General features: G+C 64.0%; 31 protein-coding genes and 1 tRNA gene. 17 read left to right on the forward strand and 15 right to left on the reverse strand.

Features of this window, described 5'->3' with window-relative positions:
• Positions 1 to 208: 208 nt before the first annotated feature.
• Entirely contained in the window at positions 209 to 628 is a 420-nt protein-coding gene (locus tag CT676_RS05395; protein WP_085405083.1) for a VOC family protein, read from the reverse strand.
• 126 nt (positions 629 to 754) lie between these two features.
• Between CT676_RS05395 and CT676_RS05400 the strand changes: the two genes are divergently transcribed.
• The 6 genes from CT676_RS05400 to CT676_RS05425 all read left to right on the forward strand — a co-directional run bounded on the left by CT676_RS05400 (position 755) and on the right by CT676_RS05425 (position 4,209).
• A complete protein-coding gene (locus CT676_RS05400; protein WP_071908968.1) occupies positions 755 to 1,729 on the forward strand; it encodes a tripartite tricarboxylate transporter substrate binding protein in 975 nt (324 codons plus the stop codon).
• A 149-nt stretch (positions 1,730 to 1,878) separates the two neighbouring features.
• The gene (locus CT676_RS05405) at positions 1,879 to 2,157 is read left to right on the forward strand and encodes a DUF3551 domain-containing protein (protein ID WP_071908969.1); all 279 of its coding nucleotides are present in this window, start codon (positions 1,879 to 1,881) and stop codon (positions 2,155 to 2,157) included.
• Positions 2,158 to 2,273: 116 nt separating this feature from the next.
• On the forward strand, positions 2,274 to 2,537 hold the full coding sequence (locus CT676_RS05410) for a DUF3551 domain-containing protein (protein WP_063980087.1): 264 nt from the start codon (positions 2,274 to 2,276) through the stop codon (positions 2,535 to 2,537).
• A gap of 100 nt (positions 2,538 to 2,637) precedes the next feature.
• Positions 2,638 to 3,114 (forward strand): metalloregulator ArsR/SmtB family transcription factor, encoded by a 477-nt coding sequence (locus tag CT676_RS05415; RefSeq protein WP_085405084.1) that lies wholly within the window; start codon positions 2,638 to 2,640, stop codon positions 3,112 to 3,114.
• Entirely contained in the window at positions 3,111 to 3,458 is a 348-nt protein-coding gene (locus tag CT676_RS05420) for an SRPBCC domain-containing protein (protein WP_085405119.1), read from the forward strand. The genes CT676_RS05415 and CT676_RS05420 overlap by 4 nt, the downstream gene beginning before the upstream one ends.
• Before the next feature lie 16 nt (positions 3,459 to 3,474).
• Complete coding sequence (locus CT676_RS05425) at positions 3,475 to 4,209, forward strand: thioredoxin family protein (RefSeq protein ID WP_085405120.1); 735 nt, start codon at positions 3,475 to 3,477, stop codon at positions 4,207 to 4,209.
• A 152-nt stretch (positions 4,210 to 4,361) separates the two neighbouring features.
• Here CT676_RS05425 and CT676_RS05430 read toward each other — a convergent pair whose 3' ends face one another.
• Complete coding sequence (locus CT676_RS05430) at positions 4,362 to 5,606, reverse strand: serine protease (protein ID WP_135214086.1); 1,245 nt, start codon at positions 5,604 to 5,606, stop codon at positions 4,362 to 4,364.
• Positions 5,607 to 5,797: 191 nt separating this feature from the next.
• On the opposite strand from CT676_RS05430, the gene CT676_RS05435 reads away from it, so the two are divergent.
• From CT676_RS05435 to CT676_RS05455, 5 genes are all read left to right on the forward strand, one after another.
• Entirely contained in the window at positions 5,798 to 6,415 is a 618-nt protein-coding gene (locus CT676_RS05435) for a hypothetical protein (protein WP_085405086.1), read from the forward strand.
• Positions 6,402 to 6,776 (forward strand): transcriptional regulator, encoded by a 375-nt coding sequence (locus CT676_RS05440; RefSeq protein ID WP_063985952.1) that lies wholly within the window; start codon positions 6,402 to 6,404, stop codon positions 6,774 to 6,776. Before CT676_RS05435 ends, CT676_RS05440 begins: the two co-directional genes overlap by 14 nt.
• A gap of 29 nt (positions 6,777 to 6,805) precedes the next feature.
• Positions 6,806 to 7,546: a di-trans,poly-cis-decaprenylcistransferase gene (locus CT676_RS05445; RefSeq protein ID WP_085405087.1), complete on the forward strand. Its 741-nt coding sequence runs from the start codon at positions 6,806 to 6,808 to the stop codon at positions 7,544 to 7,546.
• Between the two features lie 121 nt (positions 7,547 to 7,667).
• Positions 7,668 to 8,204, forward strand: coding sequence for a GNAT family N-acetyltransferase (locus tag CT676_RS05450; protein ID WP_085405088.1), 537 nt, complete (start codon positions 7,668 to 7,670; stop codon positions 8,202 to 8,204).
• 76 nt (positions 8,205 to 8,280) lie between these two features.
• Positions 8,281 to 8,769 carry a cyclic nucleotide-binding domain-containing protein gene (locus tag CT676_RS05455; protein ID WP_085405089.1) on the forward strand — a complete coding sequence of 163 codons (489 nt, stop codon included), beginning with the start codon at positions 8,281 to 8,283 and terminating at the stop codon, positions 8,767 to 8,769.
• On the opposite strand, the gene CT676_RS05460 is transcribed toward CT676_RS05455, so the two are convergent.
• Entirely contained in the window at positions 8,708 to 9,535 is an 828-nt protein-coding gene (locus CT676_RS05460; protein WP_085405090.1) for a metallophosphoesterase family protein, read from the reverse strand. The genes CT676_RS05455 and CT676_RS05460 overlap by 62 nt on opposite strands.
• 213 nt (positions 9,536 to 9,748) lie before the next feature.
• On the opposite strand from CT676_RS05460, the gene CT676_RS05465 reads away from it, so the two are divergent.
• From CT676_RS05465 to CT676_RS05475, 3 genes are all read left to right on the forward strand, one after another.
• Complete coding sequence (locus CT676_RS05465) at positions 9,749 to 10,438, forward strand: DNA-3-methyladenine glycosylase I (RefSeq protein WP_085405091.1); 690 nt, start codon at positions 9,749 to 9,751, stop codon at positions 10,436 to 10,438.
• A 24-nt stretch (positions 10,439 to 10,462) separates the two neighbouring features.
• Complete coding sequence (locus CT676_RS05470) at positions 10,463 to 10,756, forward strand: DUF1330 domain-containing protein (RefSeq protein ID WP_085405092.1); 294 nt, start codon at positions 10,463 to 10,465, stop codon at positions 10,754 to 10,756.
• 199 nt (positions 10,757 to 10,955) lie between these two features.
• The gene (locus CT676_RS05475) at positions 10,956 to 11,249 is read left to right on the forward strand and encodes a hypothetical protein (RefSeq protein WP_085405093.1); all 294 of its coding nucleotides are present in this window, start codon (positions 10,956 to 10,958) and stop codon (positions 11,247 to 11,249) included.
• A gap of 123 nt (positions 11,250 to 11,372) precedes the next feature.
• Here the strand turns inward: CT676_RS05475 and dinB are convergent, their stop codons facing one another.
• Positions 11,373 to 12,473 carry a DNA polymerase IV gene (gene dinB / locus CT676_RS05480; protein ID WP_085405094.1) on the reverse strand — a complete coding sequence of 367 codons (1,101 nt, stop codon included), beginning with the start codon at positions 12,471 to 12,473 and terminating at the stop codon, positions 11,373 to 11,375.
• Positions 12,474 to 12,516: 43 nt separating this feature from the next.
• Here dinB and CT676_RS05485 point away from each other — a divergent pair, with 43 nt between their 5' ends.
• Together CT676_RS05485 and CT676_RS05490 are read left to right on the forward strand one after the other, a co-directional pair.
• Positions 12,517 to 12,960, forward strand: a complete 444-nt coding sequence (locus tag CT676_RS05485; RefSeq protein ID WP_085405095.1) for a TspO/MBR family protein — start codon at positions 12,517 to 12,519, stop codon at positions 12,958 to 12,960.
• A gap of 94 nt (positions 12,961 to 13,054) precedes the next feature.
• A complete protein-coding gene (locus tag CT676_RS05490; protein ID WP_085405096.1) occupies positions 13,055 to 13,264 on the forward strand; it encodes a hypothetical protein in 210 nt (69 codons plus the stop codon).
• A gap of 36 nt (positions 13,265 to 13,300) precedes the next feature.
• Here the strand turns inward: CT676_RS05490 and CT676_RS05495 are convergent, their stop codons facing one another.
• The 5 genes from CT676_RS05495 to CT676_RS05515 form a co-directional block, all read right to left on the reverse strand.
• Positions 13,301 to 14,233 carry a ferritin-like protein gene (locus CT676_RS05495; RefSeq protein ID WP_085405097.1) on the reverse strand — a complete coding sequence of 311 codons (933 nt, stop codon included), beginning with the start codon at positions 14,231 to 14,233 and terminating at the stop codon, positions 13,301 to 13,303.
• 448 nt (positions 14,234 to 14,681) lie between these two features.
• A tRNA-Arg gene (locus tag CT676_RS05500) sits at positions 14,682 to 14,758 on the reverse strand.
• 103 nt (positions 14,759 to 14,861) lie between these two features.
• A complete protein-coding gene (locus CT676_RS05505; protein ID WP_085405098.1) occupies positions 14,862 to 15,581 on the reverse strand; it encodes a metallophosphoesterase family protein in 720 nt (239 codons plus the stop codon).
• 25 nt (positions 15,582 to 15,606) lie between these two features.
• Positions 15,607 to 16,518 carry a hypothetical protein gene (locus CT676_RS05510; RefSeq protein ID WP_135214087.1) on the reverse strand — a complete coding sequence of 304 codons (912 nt, stop codon included), beginning with the start codon at positions 16,516 to 16,518 and terminating at the stop codon, positions 15,607 to 15,609.
• A gap of 1 nt (position 16,519) precedes the next feature.
• A complete protein-coding gene (locus CT676_RS05515; protein ID WP_244623071.1) occupies positions 16,520 to 17,662 on the reverse strand; it encodes an MBL fold metallo-hydrolase in 1,143 nt (380 codons plus the stop codon).
• Between CT676_RS05515 and CT676_RS45120 the strand changes: the two genes are divergently transcribed.
• Positions 17,555 to 17,971, forward strand: coding sequence for a hypothetical protein (locus tag CT676_RS45120; RefSeq protein WP_244623072.1), 417 nt, complete (start codon positions 17,555 to 17,557; stop codon positions 17,969 to 17,971). The two genes, CT676_RS05515 and CT676_RS45120, sit on opposite strands and share 108 nt — an antisense overlap.
• A gap of 68 nt (positions 17,972 to 18,039) precedes the next feature.
• Here CT676_RS45120 and CT676_RS05520 read toward each other — a convergent pair whose 3' ends face one another.
• The 6 genes from CT676_RS05520 to CT676_RS05545 all read right to left on the reverse strand — a co-directional run bounded on the left by CT676_RS05520 (position 18,040) and on the right by CT676_RS05545 (position 25,962).
• Positions 18,040 to 19,101, reverse strand: coding sequence for a diguanylate cyclase (locus CT676_RS05520; protein WP_135214088.1), 1,062 nt, complete (start codon positions 19,099 to 19,101; stop codon positions 18,040 to 18,042).
• Position 19,102: 1 nt separating this feature from the next.
• The gene (locus tag CT676_RS05525) at positions 19,103 to 22,213 is read right to left on the reverse strand and encodes an EAL domain-containing protein (protein WP_135214089.1); all 3,111 of its coding nucleotides are present in this window, start codon (positions 22,211 to 22,213) and stop codon (positions 19,103 to 19,105) included.
• A gap of 176 nt (positions 22,214 to 22,389) precedes the next feature.
• Positions 22,390 to 23,475, reverse strand: coding sequence for a branched-chain amino acid ABC transporter permease (locus CT676_RS05530; protein WP_028149341.1), 1,086 nt, complete (start codon positions 23,473 to 23,475; stop codon positions 22,390 to 22,392).
• The gene (locus CT676_RS05535) at positions 23,472 to 24,482 is read right to left on the reverse strand and encodes a branched-chain amino acid ABC transporter permease (RefSeq protein ID WP_085404082.1); all 1,011 of its coding nucleotides are present in this window, start codon (positions 24,480 to 24,482) and stop codon (positions 23,472 to 23,474) included. The genes CT676_RS05530 and CT676_RS05535 overlap by 4 nt, the downstream gene beginning before the upstream one ends.
• Complete coding sequence (locus CT676_RS05540; RefSeq protein ID WP_085404081.1) at positions 24,479 to 25,201, reverse strand: ABC transporter ATP-binding protein; 723 nt, start codon at positions 25,199 to 25,201, stop codon at positions 24,479 to 24,481. The genes CT676_RS05535 and CT676_RS05540 overlap by 4 nt, the downstream gene beginning before the upstream one ends.
• Positions 25,198 to 25,962, reverse strand: a complete 765-nt coding sequence (locus CT676_RS05545) for an ABC transporter ATP-binding protein (protein WP_085404080.1) — start codon at positions 25,960 to 25,962, stop codon at positions 25,198 to 25,200. The genes CT676_RS05540 and CT676_RS05545 overlap by 4 nt, the downstream gene beginning before the upstream one ends.
• Positions 25,963 to 26,006: the final 44 nt, after the last annotated feature.

A 26,006-nucleotide genomic window follows, 5' to 3' on the forward strand; every position in this document is an offset into this window, starting at 1 on the left:
CCTGCATCTTGATGGCGGCTGCCTTTTGATTATTGCGTCTTCCTGCCATTGGATGACGCAGGGAGCAAATCGGGGGAGGCGTAGCGCCCGCTCTCTCCATTGTCATTGCGAGCGCAGCGAAGCAATCCAGACTGTCTCCGCCGGGGGCAGTCTGGATTGCTACGTCGCAATGGCTCCTCGCAATGACGATGGGGTGGGCAGCGCGGCCCTATCGACCACCGTCCTCGTACGACGAAATCTCGATCAGGCTGCCATCCGGATCCCTGCAATAGACCGAGCGCAGCGCGCCGCGGGCACCCTGCTTGGGAACCGGGCCTTCCTCGATCGCGACGCCATGTGCCGTCAAATGCGCCACCACCTCGTCGGGCGATGCAGACGTGAGGAAACACAGATCCTCGCTGCCGGCGGTCTGATGGTCCGCAGTGAACCACTCGACCTTGTCGGCATCGCGCGGCCGGACGTTGATCTTCTGGTTACCGAATTGCAACGAAGTCCGCGGCGCTTTGCCGCCGTCGGGGTCGAACACCTTGACTTCCATGCCGAGAATCCTGCGGTACCACTCGGCGGTCACCGCGACGTCCGCGACGTTGATGACGAGATGATCGAGGGCTTCGACCTTGACCGGCATGCCTTATCCTTTCGTCGTGATGCGCCGGGCGCACTTTCCGCCTGCGGCAAGCTTTGTTACAACCGCGTCGACGCCATTTTGAAGCCATCTGGCTTTCAAGAACAACACGTTGGGAGAACCCTTGAGATGATCACTCGCCGTACCGCGCTGGGCCTGCTCGCAGCCAGTCCGCTTGCAGCCACCCCGCTGTCGAAGGCCCTTGCCGCCGACTATCCGGCCCGGCCCGTGAAATGGGTGGTCGGCTATCCGCCGGGCGGAGCCACCGACATCCTGGCGCGGCTGATCGGTCAGCGGCTGTCGGAACGGCTCGGCCAGCAATTCGTGATCGAGAACAAGCCCGGCGCCGGCAACAATATCGGCACCGAATCGGTCGTCAATGCCGAGCCCGACGGCTACACGCTGCAGCTGGTCAATCCGGCCAACTTCATCAACGCTTCGCTCTACACCAACCTCAAATTCAACTTCGTGCGCGACATCGCGCCGGTGGCCTCGTTCCAGCGGGTGCCGAACGTGATGACCGTCAACAAGGACGTTCCGGCCAAGAACGTCGCCGAGTTCATCGAATATGTGAAGGCCAATCCCGGCAAGGTGAACATGGCTTCGTCCGGCAACGGCACCTCGGTGCATCTGTCCGGCGAGATGTTCATGGCGCTGACCGGCTGCAAGATGCAGCACGTGCCCTATCGCGGCGCGGCGCCGGCGATCACCGACATGCTCGGCGGCCAGGTGCAGGTGATCTTCGACAACATGCCCTCGATCATCCAGCACATCCGCTCCGGCTCGCTTCGCGCGATCGGCGTCACCACCACTGAGCGCTCGCCGCAGCTGCCCGACGTCCAGGCGATCGCCGAGACCGTGAAGGACTACGAGGCCAGCGCGCTGTTCGGCATGGGCGCGCCGAAGAACACGCCCAAGGAGATCATCGCCAAGCTCAACAATGAGATCAATACGCTCATGAAGGAGCCCGACATGACCAAGCGACTTGTCGAACTCGGCGGCGAGCCGCGGGTGCAGACGCCGGAGGCGTTCGGCGAGGAGATCAAGGCCGAGACCGAGAAGTGGAAGAAGGTCGTCGAGTTCGCCGGCCTGAAGGTCGAGTAGCGATCTTGTGATCCCTGAGATTGGAGCCCTGCCGCCTGGCAGGGCTTTTTTCTTGCGTACTTCGTTCCGTTGATCTGGAATAAAACGGCGCGGCGAAACCTGATGATACATGGCGCGTATCTCGCCCTGTGAAGAGAGGAGTCTGGATCATGCGCAAGACGCAATTGGCGCTGCTGACGCTGGGCGCGACGGTCCTTGCCGGCTTCGTCACCGTCACGCCCGCGGCGGCCCGCGACTACCCCTGGTGCGCCCAGGGCGGCGAGTATGACTATCCCGGCGAATGTGCCTACAGCACCTATGAGCAATGCCAGGCCAGCGTCTCCGGCCGCTTGCTGTACTGCGGGCCCAATCCAATGGTGGCCTATGGCCAGGCGCCGCAGCCGCAACCTCGGCCGCACCGTCGCGCGCGGCCCGTTGCACCGTACTAGCCGCGCGCGCATTGCGCAGCCGCGTATTTTTGCGCGATCGCTCCGGAATAAACCGGCTCCTCGAGCCTTTCACTCTGTGAGGTCGGATGTCGCGCGGCGAACACGGGAGGTCGGTCATGGGCAAGGCGCAATTTGTGCTGGGCACCATAGTCCTTGTGTGGCTCGCTGGCGGGAGCCCGGCGCGCGCGGACTATGATTACGCGTGGTGCATTCAGAACTCGGAATACGGCTATCCCGGCGACTGCTCCTATCAGACCCGCGAGCAGTGTCAGATGAGCGCGTCGGGCCGCAAGGGCTATTGCGCGCAAAATCCTGCCCAGGTGGCCGTACGGCCTCCGCTTCAGCCGTCACTACGCGGTCGGTACGTTCGTCCGTACTAGTCGCGGCTCACACTGAGCACCGCCTGATCACGCAGTCGTGCAGATCCGGACGCGCGGGTTCCTGCTTGACGCCCTCTCGTTCACGTCTATACTAAACCAAATGGTTAAGTATAGAGACGAGACGCTCGACCGGACCTTTGCGGCGCTGTCCGATCCGACGCGGCGTGCCCTTCTCGCGCGGCTCGGCGAGCGGGACGGCCTGTCGGTGAGCGAGCTGGCCGCGCCGTTTCCGGTCTCGCTGCCGGCGATCATGAAGCATCTCGACGTGCTCACGGATGCGGGCCTGATCGTGCGGGAGAAGACCGGACGCACGGTGTCCTGCCGGCTCACCGCGCAGCCGATGGAGCAGGCGATGAACTGGCTCAATCGCTACGCGCAGTTCTGGTCCGAGAAGTTCGACCGCCTCGCCGCCTTCGTGGAGGACAAGACATGGCCAACGCAGCCGTCAGCACCGATCCCCGCACAGCCGAGCGTCCAAGCGAGCGTCCAAACGAACGTCCAAGCCTCACGCTCACGCGCCGGCTCCGCGCACGGCCGGAGAAAGTCTACGCCGCCTGGACGCAAGCCGCGCAGATAGTCCAGTGGTTCGGGCCGCCGAACATGAAGCCGGCGACGCTGGATGCCGAGCTCGATGTCCGTACCGGTGGCCGCTACCGCATCAGCTTCACCGGCGACGACGGCGAATATTTCGAGGCTGGCGGCATCTATCGCGAGGTCGTGCCGAACGAGCGGCTGGTGTTCACCTGGGCCTGGCATTCGACGCCGGAGCGCGAATCGCTGGTGACGATCACGCTGAAGCCGGATAGCGCCGGCACGCTGATGATCTTCCATCACGCCCAGTTCTTCGACGAAACCGCACGCGACAATCACCAGCGCGGCTGGAGCTCGTGCCTCGACAAGCTCGACGCTTTCGTCGCCTGACACCATGGAGGATACCGTGCAGCAACATCAGATCGTCTCGCGCGAGCAATGGATCGCGGCCCGCAAGGCCCACCTGGCGCACGAGAAGGAGCTCAGCCAGGCCCGCGAGCGCCTCGCCGAGCAGCGCCGCGCGCTGCCCTGGGTGAAGGTCGACAAGAACTATGTGTTCGACGGACCGAACGGCAAGGTGACGCTCGGCGATCTCTTCGGGGGCCGCCCGCAGCTCGTGGTGCAGCATGTGATGTTTGCACCCGACTGGGAGGCCGCGTGCAAGAGCTGCTCGTTCTGGGCCGACGGTCTCGATCGCATCGTGCCGCACCTCGCCGCGCGCGACACCTCCACGGTTGCGATCTCGCTGGCGCCGGTCGCCAAGCTCGAGGCCTTCAAGAAGCGGATGGGCTGGACCTTCGACTGGGTCTCGTCAGGGGGCAATGACTTCAACTACGATTACGAGGTCTCGTTCACGCGCGAGCAGATCGACAAGGGCGTGCCGAAGTACAATTTCGGCACCACGCCGTTCTACGGTCCGGAGCTGCCCGGTATCAGCGTGTTCTACCGCAACGAGGCCGGCGAGATCTTCCATACCTATTCTTGCTTCGCGCGCGGTCTCGACATGATGAACGCGGCCTATCAGTATCTCGACCTCACCCCGCTCGGTCGTCACGAGGACGGCCTGCCCTATCCGATGGACTGGGTCCGCCTGCGCGACCAGTACGAGCCGCAGGCGAAGGGGGCGTGCTGCCACGGGTGAGACGGCGGGTGCGCTGTGCCCACACCAACGGTGTCATCGCCCGACTTGATCGGGCGATCCGGTATTCCGAGACGGTCGTGTCGAATCTAGAAGCCGCGGCGTACTGGATGCCCCGCCTTCGCGGGGCATGACAGCGGAGGCTGAAGCGCAGTCTACCGCTTCGCGTCGGCCTGCTCCGTGCCATTGCACGAGATCAGCATCGTGTACGGCCGCGCGTTGCCGGCGATGTCGGTGGTCTTGAGCTCGCCCTTCGGTTCGGAGGTCTGGTAGGGCACCACGGAATTGTCGAGGAAGTCGCGCAGCATGCCGGTCTTGATGGCGAAGTTGATGTTCTCCGGAATGTTGCCGGTCGCAGCGACGATGCGAAGTGCGGGGATCTTTGCGGTGACCGCGCCCACGATCTGACCGGTGGTGTCGAACAGCGGGCCGCCGCTATTGCCGGGCTGCACCGGCGCGCTGATTTGCAGGAAACGCGTGTCGTTGCGCATGCCGCTGAGCGAGCTCGCGATACCGGTCGTCACGGTGAAGTCCGACGTGAGCAAGCCATGGAAGGGAAAGCAGATTACGATGACGGAATCGCCGGAGCGGATCGAGCGATCGCGGATCCGCGCAAAGTCCTTGAATGTCGTCGTCGACGGCGCCTGCAACAAAGCGAGATCGTTGTTGACGTCGCTCGATACGACGCGCAGCACCATCGCGGCCTCACCGGTGAGGTTGCCCTTGATGTCGCCGACGCAGCCGTCGATCACATGGTTGTTGGTGACGACATGGCCGTTCGCACTGACCACGAAGCCGGTGCCGGTCTTGGCCCTGGCAACTTTGCTGCCGGCCGGCGGCGCCTGCTTGTCCGGCGCAGGCTGCGGCTTGGCGGCCATCTTGGTGAAGTCGCCGGCCTTGTCGAGCCCGTCGGCTTTCACCTTGGTCACGCAATTGGCCAATGCGGCGATCACCGGCCCGGTCGAGGTAAGATCGAAATTCAGAACGGCGCGGCCGGCTGTCGCCACCATCAGGCTCGCCTTCTGAAACGTGCGCACAACATTGACCGGCATGATGGCCGTGAGCATGTTGGGCTGGTACGCCGTGGCGAACAGCCTGGCTTGCTCCTGCCCGTCAAAGGTCACGTCGATCGCGGCGTTCTCGCCCTTGTTGAAGCGGTAGCTGGGACTCGCAAAGGCGAGTGACCATGTGCCGGCTGCATTTTGGCTCACGACGAGGATGACGCCGTTCGCATAAGGCGTCGTCGCGGCGCAATGGGAGAAAGCGCCCGTCTCGTCATTGCTGAAGGCGCCGCCGATCCAGTTGCCGACATTGACGCTGCCGAATGGTCCTTTCGCATGGGCAGCTCCGACGACACTCGCCTGCAAAAGCGATGCAACGACAAACGACTTAAGCCACATACCATCCCCCCATAATGCTTTTCGATCCATCTTATCCGCGGGAGGATACGCAGTGCAATCGGCAGTTGTTTGTCCGGACAGGACCTCCTCGCCGGGCTTGCCTTTACTTTGCGGTGCTATATACTTTGCGATACAAAGTGACGGGACGGCGGTCCCGGTTAATTGGGCGGAGCGGGGTTTTGGCGTTGCCAATGCGCGATCTCGACAAGGCACTGGCCGACATCGTGGCGATCCGCAACCAGATTGCGGCGGGCACGGCGTTCCGCGGCTACGGCCCGGCGACGATCGCTGCGACGGGCGCCGTCGCGCTTCTCACCGCAATCCTCCAATTCTGGCTGCTCGGCGATCCCACCAGCGAGCCGGTCGGCTTCTTCTTCGGCTGGTTCATGGCCGCGGTGCTCTCCGTTCTGATGATCGGCATCGAGATGCGCGCGCGCTCGCGCCGTCATCATTCCGGCCTGGCCGATGCCATGATCCATCAGGCGGTCGAGCAGTTCTTGCCCGCGGGCGTCGCCGGCGTGCTGCTCGCGGTGGTGATGTGGAAGTTCGCGAGCGAGACGCTGTGGCTGTTGCCCGGCCTGTGGCAGATCCTGGTGTCGCTCGGCATTTTCGCTTCCGTCCGCTCGCTGCCGCGCACCGTCGCGCTCGCCGGCGCCTGGTATTTTGTTTCCGGCTTCGCGGTCGTGGTGCTCGCGAGCCGGACTCACACGCTATCGCCGTGGACCATGGGGCTGCCCTTCGTGATCGGGCAGTCGGTGATGGCGGGCATTCTGTATTTCGCGTCCGGAGACCATGATGTCGAAGACTGACAGCGCACCCTTCTCCTATGAAGGGCTCGACCGCGTCATCCACGAGAAGGCGAGGCTCGGGCTTCTGACCTCGCTGATGGCGCATCCGAAGGGTCTGGCGTTCGCCGACCTCAAGCAGCTCTGCGGCCTCACCGACGGCAATCTCAGCCGGCATCTCGCCGTGCTCCAGGAGGCCGGCCTCGTCGAGGTGACCAAGGGCTATGAGGGCAACCGCCCGCACACGACCTGCCGCCTGACCAAGGCCGGCCGCCGCCGCTTCCTCGACTATCTCGCCGTGCTCGAGCGGCTGGTGCGCGACGCCGCCAAGGCCGCCGGCCGCGACGCGCCGCCGCTCGGCCGTCTCGGTATCATCTCGACCTGATCCCCCCTTTTTTGACCGGAGACTTTGCAATGCAAAGCGACATGACCTCTCGCAACGAGAAGCTTCACGTCGGCATCATCATGGACGGCAACGGCAGGTGGGCGACGCGCCGCGGCCTGTCGCGCCTGCGCGGCCACGAGGCCGGCGTGGAGGCGATCCGCCGCATCGTCGAGGCCGCACCCAAGCAGGGCATCGGGACGCTGACGCTCTACGCCTTCTCAACCGACAATTGGCGCAGGCCGAAGACCGAAGTCGCCGCGCTGATGACTCTGCTGCGCTTCTATCTCGCCAACGAGGTGCAGAGCCTCGCCAGGAACGGCGTGCGCCTCACCGTGATCGGTCGACGCGACCGTCTGCCCGACGGCATCGCAAATGCGATCGCGCGCGCGGAGGACGCCACGGCGCACGGCAGCGCGCTTCACCTGCGCATCGCGGTCGACTATTCCGCGCGCGACGCCATCCTCAACGCCGCAGCGAAGGCGGCGGCACTGACGAGCCTCACCCGCGAAGCCTTCTCGCAGCTCGTCACAGGTGAAGCAGGCCTTCGCGACGTCGATCTCATCATCCGCACCTCCGGCGAGAAGCGGCTGTCGGACTTCCTGCTCTGGGAAGGCGCCTATGCCGAGCTGCACTTCACCGAGCGGATGTGGCCCGAATTCGACGCTGGCGATCTCTCCGCGGCGCTGGTGTCCTTCCACGGCCGTGAGCGCCGCTTCGGCGGCCTCCAGGCGATCATGCCCGACGAGGTGCCGTCACTCTCCCGTGTGTGATGCGCGGCACGGGACAACGAGCTGTTCGTTTTCAGCCGCATGATTGGCAGTGGTGTCCAAGCCGCGGAAGCGCGGTCTCGGTTAGGTGTGCGGTCCACGCAACCTGCCGAGAGCATTACGCATGTCACAGCTGTTTCCGGGAGCCGTCGTTGAGGCGCTCGAACTGGCCGAAGCGAAGGGCATGGTCTGCATCAGGACCGCCAGCGTATCCGACGTCGAGAACCTGTCGGTCTATTTCACCGGCCTGTCCACGACGTCGCGCAACAAGCGCTTCATGGGCGCGCGCGCCGACGTCGCCCTGGTCGCGGCCGAATGCGTGGCGAAGACGGGCCGTCCCGGTCATTTCACCCTGCTCGCCGAAGTCAGGCAGGAAGGGCAGCACACCATCATCGGCGAAGCGAACTACGCCTATGATGCGACTGCACGGCATGGCGAGTTTGCCATTTCGGTCGCCGATGCGTTCCAGCGCCTGGGCCTCGGCTTGCAGATGATGACGGCGATGGAGACGCGGGCGACCGATCTTGGCCACGAGATGATCGCCGCCGAGACTGCGCGGACAAATGCCGAGATGCGCGGTCTGGCGAAGAAGGCAGGCTTCCGGGATACCGGTCTCGGAGACTGGCAGTCGGTTCATCTCGCAAAGCGCTTGTCGCGGTAGCCGTCCGCGCGTTGCCGCCTGGCACGGATCGTGCTCTAGTATCGCCTGGATTTCCCCAGCGATGGGAGCTTCGGCGATGCGCGCAGTTCTGGATCATTGCACCGGCGGAACGGAGCGGCAGGTCAAGGCCGGCACGTCGGTCGTCACCGAGGGTGGCACCAGCAGCGGCCACCTCTACGTGCTCGTCGAGGGCAGGCTCGACGTGCTCAAGAGCGACACGGTGGTCGCGACCATCACCGAGCCCGGCGCCGTGTTCGGCGAGATGTCCGTGCTGCTTGGGTTGCCGCATACGGCAACGGTGCGGGCCAGCTCGGATTCCGTCATCTATGAGTTCGAGGACGCGGCGTCATTCCTCATCCAGCGGCCCGAGGTCGCGCTGCTGCTCGCGCGCACGCTGGCGCAGCGGCTCAACGTTGCCAACACCTATCTCGCCGATCTCAAGCGGCAATATGCCGGCCACGGCACGCATCTCGCCATGGTCGGCGAGGTGCTCCAGAGCATGATCAACCTGCCGCCGCTCGAGGTGTCGCCAGGCTCGGATCGGCAATCCGATCCAAGGATGTGAGCCAGTCCGGCGGCTCCTCGATGGTGTTTGCGGGCCGCTTCAGCGGTGCGGCGAGGTCGATCCACTGCGCTTCGCCCGCAGCCAGCCAGAACGCCTTGTCCGCAGCGAGATCCAGCACGATATGCGTCGGCGGCCGTCCCGGTTGCAGGCCGGCGTTGAACACCCATGTCTGCCCGAGCCGGTCGAACCACGAGCCGTCGGCGATGAAGGGCGACTGGTGCACATGGCCCGAGATCACCATCGACGGCTGATACTGCATGATCCACTGCACCAGATCGACATCACCGAAGAAGCGCTTGCCGCCCCAGCTGGTCGGTGAATTCGCCGGCGGCGCGTGATGGGCCCAGATCCAGCGCTGCGGGCGGCTTTCGGCGGCGTCGCGCAGCTGCGCGACGATGCGCTGCTTGACCAGCGGGCCATCCCACCACGGGCACACCGTGAACAGCGTGTCGCCGATGGTGAGGCTGTCGCCGTCGCAAATGATCCCGAGCTCCCGCACCTCCGAGATCCAGCGCGAGATCTTCTCGCCCTCCGCGTTGCGCTCGTCGAGGTCGTGATTGCCGGAGCAGAGGATCACGCGGGTCTGCGCCGCGAGCAGCGCGAGGTATTTCTTCAGCACCACGATCTGCGCGCGAAAATCCACCATCGAGCCGATGTCGAGCGCATCGCCGGCGAAGATCACGAGGTCGAACTGCGGCGCCGCGCTGGCCAGCCAGTCGAGCTGCGGCAGCGAGTAGTGCAAATCGGCCACGACCAGGCAGCGCATTGAAAATCCATGGGCGGGTTTGAAAAGGTCTGGGAATTCCAAAACGTCATTTACAAAGCAAGAAGCAGACCAGAATGGCTGCCTCTCTTCGTCAAGCCAATGGCCGGCAGCATGCTGCGGTGCATTGGTGTGCGCAAGTAGCCGGGCACCGCAGGGCTGGACCGTGTCATCGAATTCTGATGTCGTGGCGCATCCTCAAACGCCCGTATCCGCATGACCTCCTTCAAGACCATTCGTGCCCGCGCCGAGAAACGCAAGGGCGGCCCCAAGGCGCTCGACAGGCTGATGCCCGAAAAGCCCGACCTGAAGGGGCTGGCCAAGCTCGGCGACGATCGCATCCTCGCCGAGATGACCAGGCGGGTGTTTTGTGCCGGCTTTGCCTGGAGCGTGATCGATTCGAAATGGGACGGCTTTGAAGCGGCGTTCCTGCATTTCCAGCCGGCCAAGCTCACCTTCCAGCCCGAGGATTATTGGGAGGGCCTCGTGCGCGACGCGCGCATCGTGCGCAACGGCGCCAAGATCATGTCGGTGCGCGACAACGCGGCCTTCGTCCAGGAGATCGCGAAAGAGCACGGCAGCTTCGGCAAGTTTCTGGCGAAATGGCCGCCATCCAACGAGGTCGGCCTGCTCGATCTCCTGACCAAGCGCGGCAGCCGGCTCGGCGGCAACACCGGGCAGATGCTGCTGCGCTTCGTCGGCTGGGATGGTTTTGTCACCTCCAGGGATGTCGTCGCCTGCCTGCGCGATGCCGGCCTCGACATCGCCGAAGAGGTCAAATCAAAGGGCGATCTCGCAAAAGTGCAGGCACAGTTCAACGCGTGGGCCGAGGAGACCGGTCTGCCATACACATATCTGTCACGCATCTGCGCGCTCTCGGTTGGCGAGAACCGAGGCGAGCACTAGTTCACGAGAACAAGGAGAAACAAAATGGCAAAAGCTTATTGGGTTGCGACCTACCGCGCGATCAAGAGCCCCGACGCCATGGCGGCCTACGCCAAGCTGTCGCGTCCGGCCATTGAGGCCGCCGGTGGACGCGTGCTCGCGCGCGGGATGCCGGTTGCGGCCTACGAGCACGGCCTGATGGAACGCGTCGTTCTCATCGAGTTCGACAGCGTCGAGCGCGCCAGGGCGGCGTATGAAAGTCCCGCCTACAAGGCCGCTCACGACCTGCTCGGCGACGGTGCCGACCGCGACATCCGGATCGTCGAAGCCGTCGAATAGCGGCATCGACAGGCGGATCATGTGCATCGTGTGGCGATCCCGTGCCGTGAGCGCGGCAGATGAAACTGGCGATCACGAAATGCATTTTTCCGGAACATTCGTGCGCAACACCCGTTCGGGAATTTGAGCCAGGCGACACAGGGAACGCCCGTTTTGGCTCAACTCACTGAAACCCGGCACGACAGAAACGGAGCAGCTCATGAAGCTCACATCCGAACAGGTGAAGCAGACCGTCAACCAACTCGGCGCCCAGGTGCTCCCCGACGAACATCCCGCCATGCCGCAGCTCAACAGCATGTTCGGCGAGCACACCTTCTTCGTCGACGAGACGGGCCTGAAGGTGCTCGAGCCGACGCCGTCGCTCAGCGCCGAGCGCCAGACCGGCGAAGTCGTCAGCCTCGCCAACTGGAGCGATGCCGACCTTACGCGCCTGATGGCCCACGAGCCGGAACCGACGGGCGTGATCGTCGTGTTCGAGCATGTGAGGCATTGATTGGCCCGAGAGGATCGGCCTTCATCGTTGGCGGGTCTGAAAATCCCGCCACCTTCCATGACTGGTCTGGGGCCACGCCGCGGACAAGGATCTCGCCTTCGCGGCGGGGCTTTCCAGGCTGGTTCAAATACCGAAAGTCAGCTGCGGCTCCGCATCGTCCCCGTCCTGGAGGGCAGACAGCGATACCCCCACGAGCCTGACGCGCTTGGGCAGCGGCATTTCGACTTCGAGCAGGCCGCAGGCCAGCCGCTCCAGATCGTCCCGGCCTGCAACCGGCGCTGTGACGGACCTGCTGCGCGTGATGATCTCGAAGTCGGCGAACTTGATCTTCAGGGTGACGGTGCGGCCGCGATTGCCGGTCGTCTCGCAATGGCGCCAGACCTTGTCGACGAGCGGCTTGAGCTCGGCGGCCAGCGCGCCGTATTCGTCGAGGTCGGTCGAGAATGTCGTCTCCGCGCCGATCGACTTGCGGATCCGGTTGGCCCGGACCGGCCGCTCGTCGACGCCACGTGAGATCCAGTAGTAATAGGCGCCCGACTTGCCGAAATTCGCATTCATGAACTCCAGCGTCTGGTTGCGGATGTCGAGGCCGGTGAACAGGCCGAGCGCATTCATCTTCGCACTGGTCGCCGGGCCGATCCCGTGGAACTTGCCGACGGGCAGCGTCTCGACGAAGGCGGCTCCCATTTCCGGCGAGATCACGAACTGACCGTTGGGCTTGCGATGATCGGAGGCGAGCTTTGCAAGAAACTTGTTGTAGGAAATGCCCGCCGAAGCGTTGAGGCCGGTCTCGGCCTTGATCTTCTCACGGATCAGCAAGGCGACGTCCCGCGCCAGCGGGATGCCTTGCAAATTCTCCGTCACGTCGAGATAGGCCTCGTCGAGCGACAATGGCTCGATAACAGGCGTGTGCTCGGCAAAGATGTCGCGGATCTGCCTGGAGATCGCCTTGTAGACCTCGAAGCGCGGCCTGACGAAGATCAGATCGGGACATTGCCGCTTCGCGGTCACCGACGGCATCGCGGAGCGAACGCCGAACTTGCGGGCCTCGTAGCTGGCGGCCGCGACGACGCCGCGTTCCGCGGAGCCGCCGACCGCGACCGGCTTGCCGCGCAGCTCCGGATTGTCGCGCTGCTCCACGGACGCATAGAAGGCATCCATGTCGATATGGATGATCTTGCGGACGGGCGTGGCCTCGCCAGTCACCGTGCCGGATTCGCTCATGGAACGATGATACAATTGCCCGAAGAGAAGCGCGAGGTGATGGATGCTTCAGTTGTTGGTCTTCGTCGTCGGTGTGGTCGGCATCGGCTGGCTGATCGGCGCGACCAATCTTCCGGGAGAGTGGTATGCGGCCCTTGCCAAGCCGGGTTTCGTGCCGCCGAACTGGGCGTTCCCGGTGGCCTGGACCATCCTTTACATCCTGATCGCCATCGCGGGCTGGCGGACTTTTCGCCGTGAGCCGTCGGGTCGAGCGATGCAGGTCTGGGCCGCGCAGCTGGCGCTGAATTTCGTCTGGTCCCCGGTGATGTTCACGATGCACCAGATCGGCGCCGCGCTCGTCATCCTCATCTGTCTGTTCGTCGCGATCGTGACCTACATCAGTCTCGAGACATCACGGGACAGGCTGGCCGCTGCGTTGTTCGTGCCTTACGCAGCCTGGGTTGCCTTTGCCGGCCTGCTCAATGCGGCCATCTGGCGCTTGAATTGAGGCGATTTGTCCAAGGTTCATCAAAGAGCAATCTCAGGCTTGTGAGTGGCGAGCCTAGGCCCGCGTTCCTAAATGGGAGCGCGGAGGACAGCCAATGCAATACAGCTCCGAGCTCATTCAGACGATGCGCCAGGCCCTCGAGACCGTGATGGCGAGCGTGCCGGCCCATCAGTCGGTGTTCGGTCTGAAAGCCGCTGTCGCCGAATGCATTTTGAAGACTGCCGCGCACGGTCATACGTCGTATGACGCCCTGGTGACGTCCGCCTCCGATCAGATCCAGTCGATCATCTCGATGCTGACGTGAGTGCTTGCCGTGGGAGGCAGGCGGCAGATCCGGAGTTCATGCCGACGGAGGCGCCCATAGGAACTCAGGACGAATGCCCTGCTGGATGAGGTCCGTGCCAAGCGACTGAAGTGTGAACATGGCGCCGATGCTGGGTCTTGTACCGCTTGTCCAGCACGTTTGAAGGCCGATCAAGAGCTGCGACAGGGCCTGGTTGAATGCAAGCGACGGACTCGGTGTGACGGTTGATTGCTGAAAATCGAACCAGGTCGGAAACGGGATTGGTGCTCCCGTAAAGCTCCAGTGGCCCGCCGCATCCTGCACCAGCGTTTTCTCGGTGTAGATTTCCTTGAAGACATAATAGTGGGCGAATGTTGCATTGCCGGTTGGGGGTTGGTTAGGAGAGCCTTCCGTACCTTCACCTTCGCCCTTGATCAGCAGGATCGCCGCCTGCGCATCGGCGATGCTCTTGATCGGCGTTGCTTCCCCCGAATTGACCGCGAAAGCGCTGGCATTGATCGCGGGATTGACTGTGGTGAAGCCCTCGGCGATCGCATCGTAGAAATCACCGATCGTCGCGGGTCCCGTTCTTGCGGTGAGCGCGACCGGTGGAAATTCCGGATACTCGATCTGCATGAAGACCTGAACTTGATCTGGCGTAAGCGGCTTCAGATCAACGGGCAATTTTTGCAGAATTTCTCCGGGCAGGACATTGGTCGGGTAGCTCGGAATGAAGGCCGCATTGGCAATGGATGGCACGCCGCCGATCGCGGTCAGCATGTTGCCTGCCAGGGCAAAGTGATACATCTCTTGCACCACAATGTCCTCAATCATACCGCCGACGCCGCCCGGGTCGCTGTTGATCGACCATTGCGCGCAAAGATAAGGCGGGATGGTGGAGAACTCCAATTGCATCGCGGTCTGGAGTGCGTCTTTCAGGTCTGAAAGCGTCGTAATGCGATCCTCGACGAACTGGGCGATGGTTTTCATCTGAAGCACCCCTCCCGACTCGGTTGATTGCGAAGCCCTGTTCCTGGCGCCGCCACTGGATCGACGTCGTCAAGCAGGTGCCGTGTTGGCTCATTGCTTGCGGGACGAGCGCTCCTGGGGTGATTCAGTCCGACAATAACCGGATATCGGTCTGCGACATCACGCCTACAATCGGACCTACCCCGATGATCGCGACCAGAAACATGCTGCGATCAGGCTCATTTTCCGCAACCCATGAACAATAGTACAATTTAAGGGTGCAATCAATTGCGCCGCTGGTCAGAGATTTGTGACCGCTTTTCCATTCGACGTGCTTAGCCGGACGCGCGCGCGACGTTGCGAAGGCCAGATTGCGAGCCGCAACATTTGATGGATGGTGCCGTCACAGCGTCAAAAGCCGGCACACAGTCTCGGTCCGGCACACAGTCTCGGTAAAGAGTAAGGAGACTGGCGCACCCGACACGATTCGAACGTGTGACCTTTGCCTTCGGAGGGCAACGCTCTATCCAGCTGAGCTACGGGTGCTAGTCGAGGTTCATTTAGCCGATTGGCGGGGGGTGGGCAACCTCCGCTTTGCCCGGGCCCGGACGCCCGGCATCGCCCGATTCCTGGTCTTATGCTTCGCTCTTCAATCCCGGAGGGCGGCCGGTCCCGAGATCTCCCCGGAATCGGTCACGAACATCAACGGGCCCGTCTCCGAGGTGGCGAACACGGCCGCGGTGAGCGGGCCGCCAAAGCAGGCGCCGGTATCCAGATTCAACCGGTTGGCTCGCAGATCAGGTGTCCCGGACCGGACCGGCGTATGACCATGGACAACGAAAAGCCCGTGGTCGTGATCCGACGACAGGAAGGGTTCCCGGATCCACAGCAAGTCTCGCTCGGACTGCGACGCCAGCGACACGTCCGGCCGTAGCCCAGCGTGGACGAAAACTCGTCCATGCTCGATTTTCATCAGCGGAAGCGCGCGTATCCAGTCGAGATGCTCGCTCGGCAGGTCGGCGGGATCGTCGATCCCGTAACTGTCGAGCGTCTGCTCGCCGCCGTTGCCCCACCAATTCATCAGGTCGCGGTCGGTGCGCTCCATGTCGGCTGCGCGAAGCAGCATCTCCTCATGGTTGCCCCGCAGACAGACGAAGGGGCGGTCCTGCTTCCCTTCGCTGCCGACGAGAAAATCCATCACCCCGCGGCTTTGGGGCCCCCTGTCGATGTAGTCTCCGACAAGGACGAACTGGGCGCTCCGCAGGCCGCGAATCTGGTCGCACGCGGCGAGAAGCGACGTCAGCTTCTCAAAGCAGCCGTGGATGTCGCCGATCGCGAAGGTGAGCTCTTCGTGCTCGGGAAGATGCAAAGCCAGGTTTCTCCCGCGTGCCAACTTAGATGGTGAGACCCTTTGTCGTGCCTTTGAACCTGATCCGCTCCGGACCCACGCCCACCTTCGCGAGCGATTCAATCACTCTGTCGCTCAGCGTCTTGCCGTCCTTGTCCTTGCGATCGCGTTGAGCCGCGGTGAAATCATACACGAGCAGCCCGACATTGGCGCTGCTCACGTTGATCTTTGCCCCCTTCGCGACGGCGCTGATCGCCGCAGCCACATTGCGGTGTCCGTTGCTCCATTCCGCCATCTCGGCCAGATTCTTCGCAACCCATCGATAGCTGTCATCGAACTCCGTCTTGTGAAGGTCGATCACCTTCTGATAGTCCCCGAGCTGACCGACAATGTCGCCGTTCTCCAGCTCGGGGTTGCTCAACGTCTTGGCCTCCCAGAACACCAGATCCACGCCGGTCGCCGTCGTTTCGAAGTTCGCCAGGTCCATGCGGGGGAGGTTCCGCTTGATGCCGGGGACGCCGGATGCGTTGATCGCAATCTCGACGTCGACGACGGAGAGATTGGACGTCGCGATCTCGTGGACGCCTTCCTTCTCCTGTCCGGAATAGGGCGATGCGGCCCTTTTGAGCTTCGCCAGCGTCTCTGCGCCTTCGTAGTCGCGCGTCAGCATCCTTTGCTCGGCGTTGCCGAAGGCGAACTTCCCCTCGACCAGCGAAACCTGATCCTTGAGGTCCGGATTCAGCAGATATTTTTCATGCGTCGAGGCGGTCACTTTCCCGCCCTTGAATGACACTTTGAAGATGGATTGTCCCTGCCAATAGACGTTCAGGTACTCGTCCCGAATGCCGATGATGAGCGTGGGATCGGCGAGAACGTCTTTCCACCACCCATCCTGCTGGGCGAGTGTCTCGAGTGCCTTGCGAAAGTCGTCGCCCCGGATTCCGCGTCTGAAGCTCATCTCATACCTCCCACCATTCGCCATCGCTGCGTCGCGTGACGTTGTCAAAATATCTGGAGAAACTGTCGCCTTCGAATGTGTGAACGGGCACCAGCCTGTCCGGCTGTATTGCGTTCGCGAGTCGCTTGAGATCCAGGATGCTGGCGTGGCCCGAGGTGTGGATGATCTCGATGGGAACGCTGCGTGTCGCGAGATCCGCCTTCAGTCTGGCGCCAGGACCGTCCTTCAGATATCCGTCCCATTGCGACCAGATCGCTCTGGTGCCGGGCCAGAGATTTGCGGCCTCCACGTCGTGGGCCATTGCCGGACGAAACAGCATCACGGTGCGATCGGCGATCTCGGTGATGCGCTCGCGGTAGATCCGTGCGGATTTGTAGGGATCCAGCAGGTCGAAGCGCTTGTTCCTTGCGATCTGTCGCCGCTGATATTCCGGCACATAGACCGACAAATTGGGCCAGCCGGCGTTCGGCAAGCGCTCGTTGCCGGTGGCCCGCAATATCTCCATCGCATAGAGGTCCAGCAGCAGCGTCCGGCCGCTGCGCTTGCAGGCGCGATAGATACTGACGACGCGATCGATGTTCTGCGCGGACGCCGAGAGGATGACGAAGCCTGGCTGTTTAAAACTCTGGGTCAGCCTCGCCTCGATGTCGTCCTCCGTCGGGAATTGCGTGTGCTCGTCGAGACGGCCGAGGCTCGACCCCTCCATCAGCATCATGTCGATATCGCGGGGCGGATGGCTGACCAATCGCTCGAACAGACCGCCCTTGCGACCGTGGGCACGGATGTCGCCGCTGTAGAACAGACGCCGGCCGGCAGCCTGGATCAGCAGCGCATAGGCATCATAGGCCGAGTGATCGACGAGATAGGGCGTGATGCTGAACGGACCGATCTGGAAAGTCCTGCGATCGTTCAGCTCGAATGAAACATTTGGCACGAAGGCGTTGGGCACGAAAGGAGCCGCCGCACACATGATGCGCGCCGTCGCGGCGCCCATGGCGAGGGGGACGTCGGGTTTGCACAGGGGAAGCAGACCCCAATGATCGCCGTGTCCGTGCGACAGGACGATCGCACGCAGGGTTGGATCTTCGACGCGAAGCCCGGCCACCGGCGGGAGAAGATCGTCGGACGCGCCGTCGGCATCCAGCGGAAGGCCAAGGTCGAGCAGGATTCGCTCGCCCGCGGCCTCGAGCTCGATGCAGGTGCCACCAATTTGCTGCGTTCCGCGGTGGACACGTCCGCGAAACGAACCGGCTGCTTCGGTCATCAGCGGTTGGTCTTGGCGGCCGAGCCGGGTTCGGCCGTCACTCGCGACCAGGCGATGGCGTTTTTGGCGGAGGGGAGGGCACTGCGAGATGGGCGGGGAAATTTCAAAGCGAATACGGCTCCAGGCAACGACTTATCTATATTCAAACGAGCGCCCGAGAAATTGCGGCTTTTCGAGAAGAAAATGTGAGTGTTGTTCCGGCGCAACATCACCCGTTGGTGAGGCCGAACGCAATAGAACCTTCGGTGGGATGAACGTCAGCCGCGGCTGGACCGGCGATTGGCGACGATGGGAATGGCGGGCGCGTCGCGATCGGCGCGCGCAAACTCCGCCAGCAGGCGTTCGGAGCAGATGACGCGGTTGCGGCCGAGCCGTTTTGCCGCATAGAGCGCCTCGTCGGCCGCACCCAGCAGCCGGTCGGGGTTGCCGTCGGCCTCAGTGGGAATATGGCTGGCGACGCCGACGCTGAGGGTGACGTGGTCGCCGGCGCCAGCAGCGCCATGAGCGATCCGCAAGGCCATGACGGCACGGCGGATCTCCTCGGCGATGGCGCAGGCGGCATCGCACTCCGTGTCGGGCAGGATCAGCGCGAACTCTTCCCCGCCATAGCGGCTGGCGAGGTCGAGCGGGCGTACGGCATGGCGGCTGACGACATCAGCGACCGCGCGCAGGCATTCGTCGCCGCTCTGGTGGCCGTGCCGGTCGTTGAAAAGCTTGAAATGATCGACGTCGACGAACAGCAGCGCCATCGGCTTCTGCGTCCGCTGGGCGCGGGCCCATTCGCTCATCAGCATCTGGTCGAAGGCGCGCCGGTTCGACAGGCCGGTCAGCCCGTCCTTGGTGGCGAGCTCCTTCAGCGCCATCTCGGCGCGCTTCTGATCGGTGAGGTCGCGCAGCGTCTCCACCACGGCGATCAGATGGCCGGCCTCGTCGTGGATGGGGCCGGCGTCGATCGCGAGATAGAGCTGGCTGCCGAGCTTGGGCATCACGCACCAGTTCTCCGCGGAAAAGCCGAGCCCGTTGTGGCCGCGTGCGGCATATTCCGAATAAAACTCCGGCAGCTGCTCGGGACGGTCGAGCGCGACCAGGTCGGCGAGGCAGGGGCGCCTGGTCTCGTAGAAGGCCTGCCAGTGTTTCGTCGTGCCGATCACCTCCGCGGCGGGAACGCCGGTCAGCCGCTCGCAGGCTCTGTTCCAGATCACGACGCGGCGCTTGGGGTCGATCACGAAGGTCGGCACCACCAGATGCTGCATCAGCCGCACGGCATAGGAATCCGCGACGTCGACGGCTTTCGCTGACGTTTTCCGCGGCTTCGCCATCTCAGGCCACCGCCGCCACCGGCGCGGCATCGTTCGGACCGAACAGCTTTCGTACCTCGGCGGCCGGCTTCGGTTTGCTGAACAGATAGCCCTGCATCTCCGTGCAGCCGAGCGCGCGCAGCATCTCACGTTGCGCCTCGGTCTCGACGCCCTCGGCGACGGTGGTCATGTGGCTGGCTGCGGCGATGTTCACCACCGCCTGCACGATCACGGGCGCGCCGCTGGTCTCCGCGATGTCGGCGACGAAGCAGCGGTCGATCTTGATCTTGTCGAACGGGAAGCGCTTCAGATAACTCAGCGAGGAATAGCCGGTGCCGAAATCGTCGAGCGCGATGCGCACGCCGATGGACCGGAGCTGGTGCAGGATCGAGAGCGCGGCCTCGTCGTCGCGGATCAGCACGGCCTCGGTGATTTCGAGCTCGAGCCGGGAGGGAGAGAGCCCGGAGGCGGCGAGTGCGCTGGCAATCCGCAGCGCCAGCGTGTCGCATTTGAGCTGCACCGGCGAGACGTTGACCGCAATCCGCACATGCGCCGGCCAGGTCGCGGCCTCGTTGCAGGCCATGCGCAGCACCCAGTCGCCGAGCTCGTTGATCAGGCCGGTATCCTCGGCGATCGGAATGAACTCCGCCGGCGACACCCAGCCGCGTTCTGGATGCCGCCAGCGCAGCAGCGCCTCACAGCCCGACACGTCGTTGGTGCGCAGGTCGACCAGCGGCTGGTAGTGGATCTCGAAGCCGCCGTTCACCAGCGCCTGACGCAGATCCTGCTCCATGGTCAGGCGCGCCTTGGCGCTGGCATCCATCTCCGGTTTGAAGAAGCGATGGGTACGGCGTCCTTCGGCCTTGGCGCCGTACATCGCAAGATCGGCGTGCTTGATGAGCTGGTCGAGATCGGTCCCGTCCTGCGGCGCCAGCGCGATGCCGATGCTGGCGTCGGTGGAGAGCTGATGGCCGAGGCAGTGATAGGGCTGGCGGATCGCCTCGTAGATCCGCGTCACGAACGACAGCACGTCCGCAGAGGACTGGATTCCGCTCTGGATCACGGCGAATTCGTCGCCGCCGAGCCGCGCGATCAGGTCGCTCTTCTTGAGGCAGCCGCGGAGACGGGTCGCGATTGCCTTCAGCAGCTCGTCGCCGACGTGATGGCCGAGCGAATCGTTGATGCCCTTGAATTCGTCGACGTCGATATAGAGCAGCGCGAACTGCCCGCCGCCGGCGACCTTCGCCAGCTCGCGCTCGATCTGTTCGCGGAACAGCGTGCGGTTCGGCAGGTCGGTCAGCGCATCGTAATGCGCCATATGCGCGATCTTCTCGTGGGCGCGCCGCCGCTCGGTGACATCCTCGACGACGCTGATGAGGTAGCGCGGCTCGCCGGACTTGTCGCGAATGCCGATCCGGGTCGAGGTGATGTAGCGCGGTCCCTTGGTCTGGCTCTGCCAGGCGTGCTCGTCCTTGAACAATCCCCCGGGCGCCTGCAGCGCCTTGCTGTCGTCGTCGTTGACGATCCTGGCGGCGGCCTCCGGATACATGTCGAAAGGAGTCTTGCCGACGATGACGTCACCCGACTGGCCGAACTGCTCCTCGGCGGTCCGGTTGACCAGCAGATATTGCCGCGTCAGGGCATCCTTCACCGTGATCTGCGAGGGGATGTGATCGATGATCTCGCGCAGGAACATGTAGTTGCGGTCGCGCTCCTGCTCCAGATTGCGCCGCTCGGTGATTTCCTCGATCGTGGCGACCCATCCGCCCTGCGCCAGCGGGGTGTTGATGACCTGGAAGGCGCGGCCGTTGGGCAGTTCGTGGATCCTGCTGGAGACCTTGCCCTCGGCGACGACCCGCATCACATCGGTGCAAAACGTCTCGACGTCGCCGCCGAACGTGCCACGCTCCTTGCGATGCTGCATCGCCTCGCGGATGTGACAGCCGGGCTTGATGATGTCGTCGGACAGGCCGAACATCTCGGAGTAGCGGCGGTTGCAGGTGACGATAAATCCGGCGGCGTCGTACAGGATCAGCCCGTGCGACATGTTGTTCAGGGCGGTGTCGAGCCGCAGCCGTTCCGCTTCGATCCGCTCCTGGGCTTCCCGGTTCTGCCGGCTGATCTGGCGGATGATCAGGAAGAGGATCAATGCGATCACGATCGCCGAAAGCGTTGCCGTGGTGACCATGAAGCCGGTCTGCTGACGCCAGTCGGCCAGCGCGGCGCTCGTGGTGTTGGTCGCGACAATGACCAGCGGGAAATGCGACAGCGAGGCCCCCGAGCCGAGGCGGTCCTCGCCGTCGATCGGTCCCTTGACGCGCAGCGTGTGCCGGCCGCCCTCGGCCAGCATCTTGCGCATCAGCGGCGCGTCCTTGAAATTCCTGCCGATCAGCTCTTCGACATGTGGATAGCGCGCCAGCATCTTGCCTTCGCGATCGAACAGCGAGATCGCCGTACCCTCGGCAAGCGCGACAGAAGCGAAATACTGCCGGTAGCTGTCCGGATCGATCCGCCGGACCATGGCGCCGAGGAAGGTGCCGTCCGCGCCGCTCAGCCGCCGCGCGACGATCGTGGTCCATTTGCCGATGATGAAGCTGCGGACCGATTCCAGGATGACCGATTCGGCCATCGGATCGGATTTGAACGTCTGGAAGTAGGCGCGCGAGGAGACGTTGATCTTGGGCAGCGGCTCGGCCCGCGACCAGTTGATCAGCTCGCCGTCGGCATCGTAGATCGCGATGTCGCCGAGATAGGAGACGGAGCTGATCTTGCTCCGCAGCATCTGGTTCGTCGCGAGCCCGGACATGCGCTCGCTGAACATCGCCGGCGAGGTGATCTCCGGCAGGTTCATCTGCCCGATCAGGTCGGCGGCGACGACGTCGGAATCCTGGAATTGCTGATCGAAGTGCCGCGCGATCAGCTGCACCGTGTTTTCCAGCTCGCGCTCGCGATTGGCCAGGGTGCGCTCGCGGAATTCGCCGATGGCCATGGCGGTCACGGCGAAGATCCCGGCGACCAGCAACACGCCGCACAGGGTCAGCCAGAGGACAGGACCACGCCGCGCCAAGGCCGCCCAGCCGTTGGTCGCGGCTGATGACATTCCGGCTGTCACCGTGGAAAAGACCTGGCGCATTTCCCCCCTCCCTGGAAGGACAGGAATACACCGCACAAATGGCGCAAACCTTAGGAAAGCCAGTTACCTAAGCATTAATCCGGTTGTGCAGTCGCGCCCGTATGCAGTGGGGCGGGAATCACGTCGCGGTTGTGCCGTGCCCATCACAATCGCTGCGCTGCATCATTAATGCCGGCTTAATGCGAAGCGCCCGCGCTCTTGTCGCGGCCGGCATTGCGCAGACGTCCGACGACGCCGGTCGGGAAGAAGTAGACGCTGGCGATGAACAGCAGCCCGAGCCACAGCAGCCAGCGGTCGGGATGCAACAGCCCCGGCAGCAACGGCAGGCCGGCTTCGCTCGCCGCCTTGGAGGCCACGCCCATCAGCGACTGAAGGTAGTTCTGGGCGAGGATGAAGATGGTGGCGCCGATGATCGCGCCGTAGATCGTGCCCATGCCGCCGATCACCACCATCAACAGAATGTCCAGCATGATCGAGAAGCTGAGCGAGGTGTCGGGACCGGCATAGCGCAGCCACAGCGCGTTCAAAATGCCGGCGCTGGCGGCGACCAGCGCGGCGAGGCAGTTGGCGTAGGTCAGGTGGAAGACGGTGCGAAAGCCGAGCGCCTCGGCGCGAAAGCGGTTCTCGCGGATCGCCTGGAGCACGCGTCCGAACGGCGAGTTCACGACACGCAACAAAGCGAGGATCATCAGGGCCGAGACGGCGAACACCAGGTAGAAGGTGAGGATGCGGCCGTTGATCTCGAATCCGAACAGGTTCTTGGAGATCAGCACCGTTCCGGGCCGCAGCAATTCCGGCAGCTGGAAGCTGCGTCCGTCCTCACCGCCGGTCAGCCAGGAGAGCTGCGAGGCCAGCACCTGGAAGGCGGAGGCGACCGCGAGCGTGATCATGGCAAAGAAGATCGCGGCGACCCGCAGCGAGAACAGGCCGATCGCGAGCGCGAGCAGCGCCGCGAGCGGCAGGCCGACCACGATGCCGGTTGCGACCGCGGCCCAGTTCGGGCCCATCCCGTACAGCGCGATCGCGATGGCGTAGCTGCCGATGCCGTAGAACATGGTGTGGGCGAACGATACCGAGCCGGTATAGCCGAGCAGGAGGTCGTAGGAGGCCACGAGCGCGGCGAAGACGCAGATCTTGGCCGCGACGTTCAGCGCCTTGGCCCCCGGGAACAGGAACGGCGTCGCCGCCAGCGCCAGGATGATGACGATGAGGAGAAGCGTGAGCACGCGGCTCTTCGGCGGATCGCCTGACAGGAGCATCATCGGCTGGTCACCGCATAGAGGCCGCGCGGCCGCCACATCAGAATGGCGACCATCAGCAGGATGTTGGAGACGAGGGCGAGTTTCGGCACCAGGAAGCCGCCGTAATTGGCCACCATCGCGACCAGGATGGCGCCGATGAAGCAGCCGCCGATCGAGCCGAGGCCGCCGATGATGACGACGATGAAAATCAGGACGGTGAGGTCGTCGCTCATGGAGGCATGGACCTGCTCGCGATAGAGCGCCCACATCACGCCGCCGAGGCCGGCGAGCGCCGATCCCGTCATGAACACGCCGAGGAACAGGCGGCGGATGCGATAGCCGAGCGCCTCGACCATCTCGCGGTTCTCGACGCCGGCGCGGATCAGCAGGCCGAGCTTGGTGCGGTTGAGCACGAGCTGGATCGCGATGAAGACGGCGAGGCCGATCAGCATCGCCAGCACACGGTATTTGGCGATCGCGACGTCGCCGAGGATGAAGGAGCCTCGCAGCGAGGTCGGCAGGGGCGTCGGGATGATCTGCGGTCCCCACAGCGCATAGAGCGTCTGCTCAGCGACGATCAGGCCGCCCGTCGTCATCAGGATCTGCTTCAGATGCTGGCCATAGACGGGCAGTATCAGCACGCGCTCGACGACCAGGCCGAGCGCGCCGGATACCGCCATCGACAGCAGCGCCGCCGGCGCCAGCACGGCGAGGTTCATCCACAGTGAATCCGCCTGCATCGAGGCCGCGAACGGCGCGAGCACGAGGGTTGCCACATAGGCGCCGACGGCGATGAAGGCGCCGTGGCCGAAATTGAGCACGTCCATCAGGCCGAACACCAGCGTCAGCCCCGAGGCCATGATGAAGATCATCATGCCCATGGCGAGACTCGCGGCGGTCAGCGTCAGCCAGGTGCTGGGTGACCCCACCAGAGGAATCATCGCAAGCGCCAGCGCGATCGGCAGCAGGATCGGCGCGAGATCGCGCTTCGGCTTCGGCAGCGGATCATTTGCGGCGAGTTCAGTCACTGATGCGCCTCCAGGCTCAGGCCGAGCAGCCGCTCCTGCAGCGGCACGTCGGCGGCGAGCGCCGCCATCTCGCCGCGATGGACGATGGTGCCGTTGTCCATGACCAGCACGTTGTCGCCGAGCTCGCGGGCGGCAAAGAAATTCTGTTCGACCAGCAGGATCGTCGCGCCCTTGCGCTTGATCTCCTTCAGGCACTCGATCAGTGCCATGACGATCGCGGGCGCCAATCCCTTGGTCGGCTCGTCGATCAGCAGCAGCTTGCGCGGCTCGACGATGGCGCGCGCGATCGACAGCATCTGCTTCTGTCCGCCTGAGAGGCTTCCCGCGCGCGACAGCCAGAACCGGCGCAGCGCGGGGAAGAAGCCGAAGATCCAGTCGAGCTGGGTATCGTCGAGCGGCCCGTCGCGCGCCGCCAGCACCAGGTTTTCCTTCACCGTGAGGTCGGAAAACACCGCCATGCTCTCCGGCACGTAGCCGACGCCGAGCCGCGCGATGTCGGGCGTGGCGCGGCTCTCGATGCGCTCGCCTCCGAGCGTGATTTCGCCGCTGGAGGCCTGCCACAGGCCCATGACGGTGCGCAGCGTCGTGGTCTTGCCGGCGCCGTTGCGGCCGAGCAGCATGGTGGTCTGGCCCTGCGGTACCGCGAGGTCGATGCCCTGGAGGATGTGGTAGCGGCCGATATGCGTGTGCACGCCGGAGAGTTTGAGCAGATCGGTCATGCGGCACTCTTTGGAGCAATGCCGAGATAGGCTTCCTGCACGATCGGCGAGGCGATCACCTCGGCCGGCGGCCCGTCGGCGACAAGTTGTCCGTTGTGCAGCACGATGATGCGGTCGGCGAGCGAGCGCACCACGTCCATCTTGTGCTCGACCAGGAGGATGATCTTGCTCTTGTCCTGCTTGAGCTGCGCGATCAGGTTCAGCACGACCGGCACCTCGTCGATGCTCATGCCCGCGGTCGGCTCGTCGAACATGAACACTCTGGGTTCGAGCGCGATCATCAGCGCCACTTCGAGCTTGCGCTGGTCGCCATGCGACAGCGCAGTGGCGGCGACGCCGCGGCGATTGCCGAGTGCGACCTGGTCGAGGATGGCATCGGCGCGGGTGATCAGGTCGCGGCGGACCATCCAGGGCCGCAGCATGTCGTAATGGGTGCCGCTGGCCGCCTGCACCGCGAGGCGGACGTTCTCTTCCACGGTGAGGTTCGGAAACAGGTTGGTGAGCTGGAAGGCGCGCCCGAGGCCGGCGCGGGTGCGCAGCGGCGCGGAATGCTGCGTGATGTCGGTGCCGTCGAACAGGATGCTGCCGTGTGAAGCGCGCAGCTGGCCCGAGATCAGGTTGAAATAGGTGGTCTTGCCGGCGCCGTTCGGCCCGACGATGGCGGTGAGCTCGCCCGGGCGGAACGTGCAGGTGACGTTGTTGACCGCGACATGGCCGCCGAAGCGGATGGTGAGGTCGCGCGTCTCTAGCGTCAGGGCCATCGGGAGAACTCTGGGAATGTGGAAGAAGCCTCTCCCCGCCGATG

The sequence above is a fragment of the Bradyrhizobium sp. MOS001 genome, from assembly GCF_004634465.1.
Lineage (GTDB): Bacteria > Pseudomonadota > Alphaproteobacteria > Rhizobiales > Xanthobacteraceae > Bradyrhizobium > Bradyrhizobium barranii.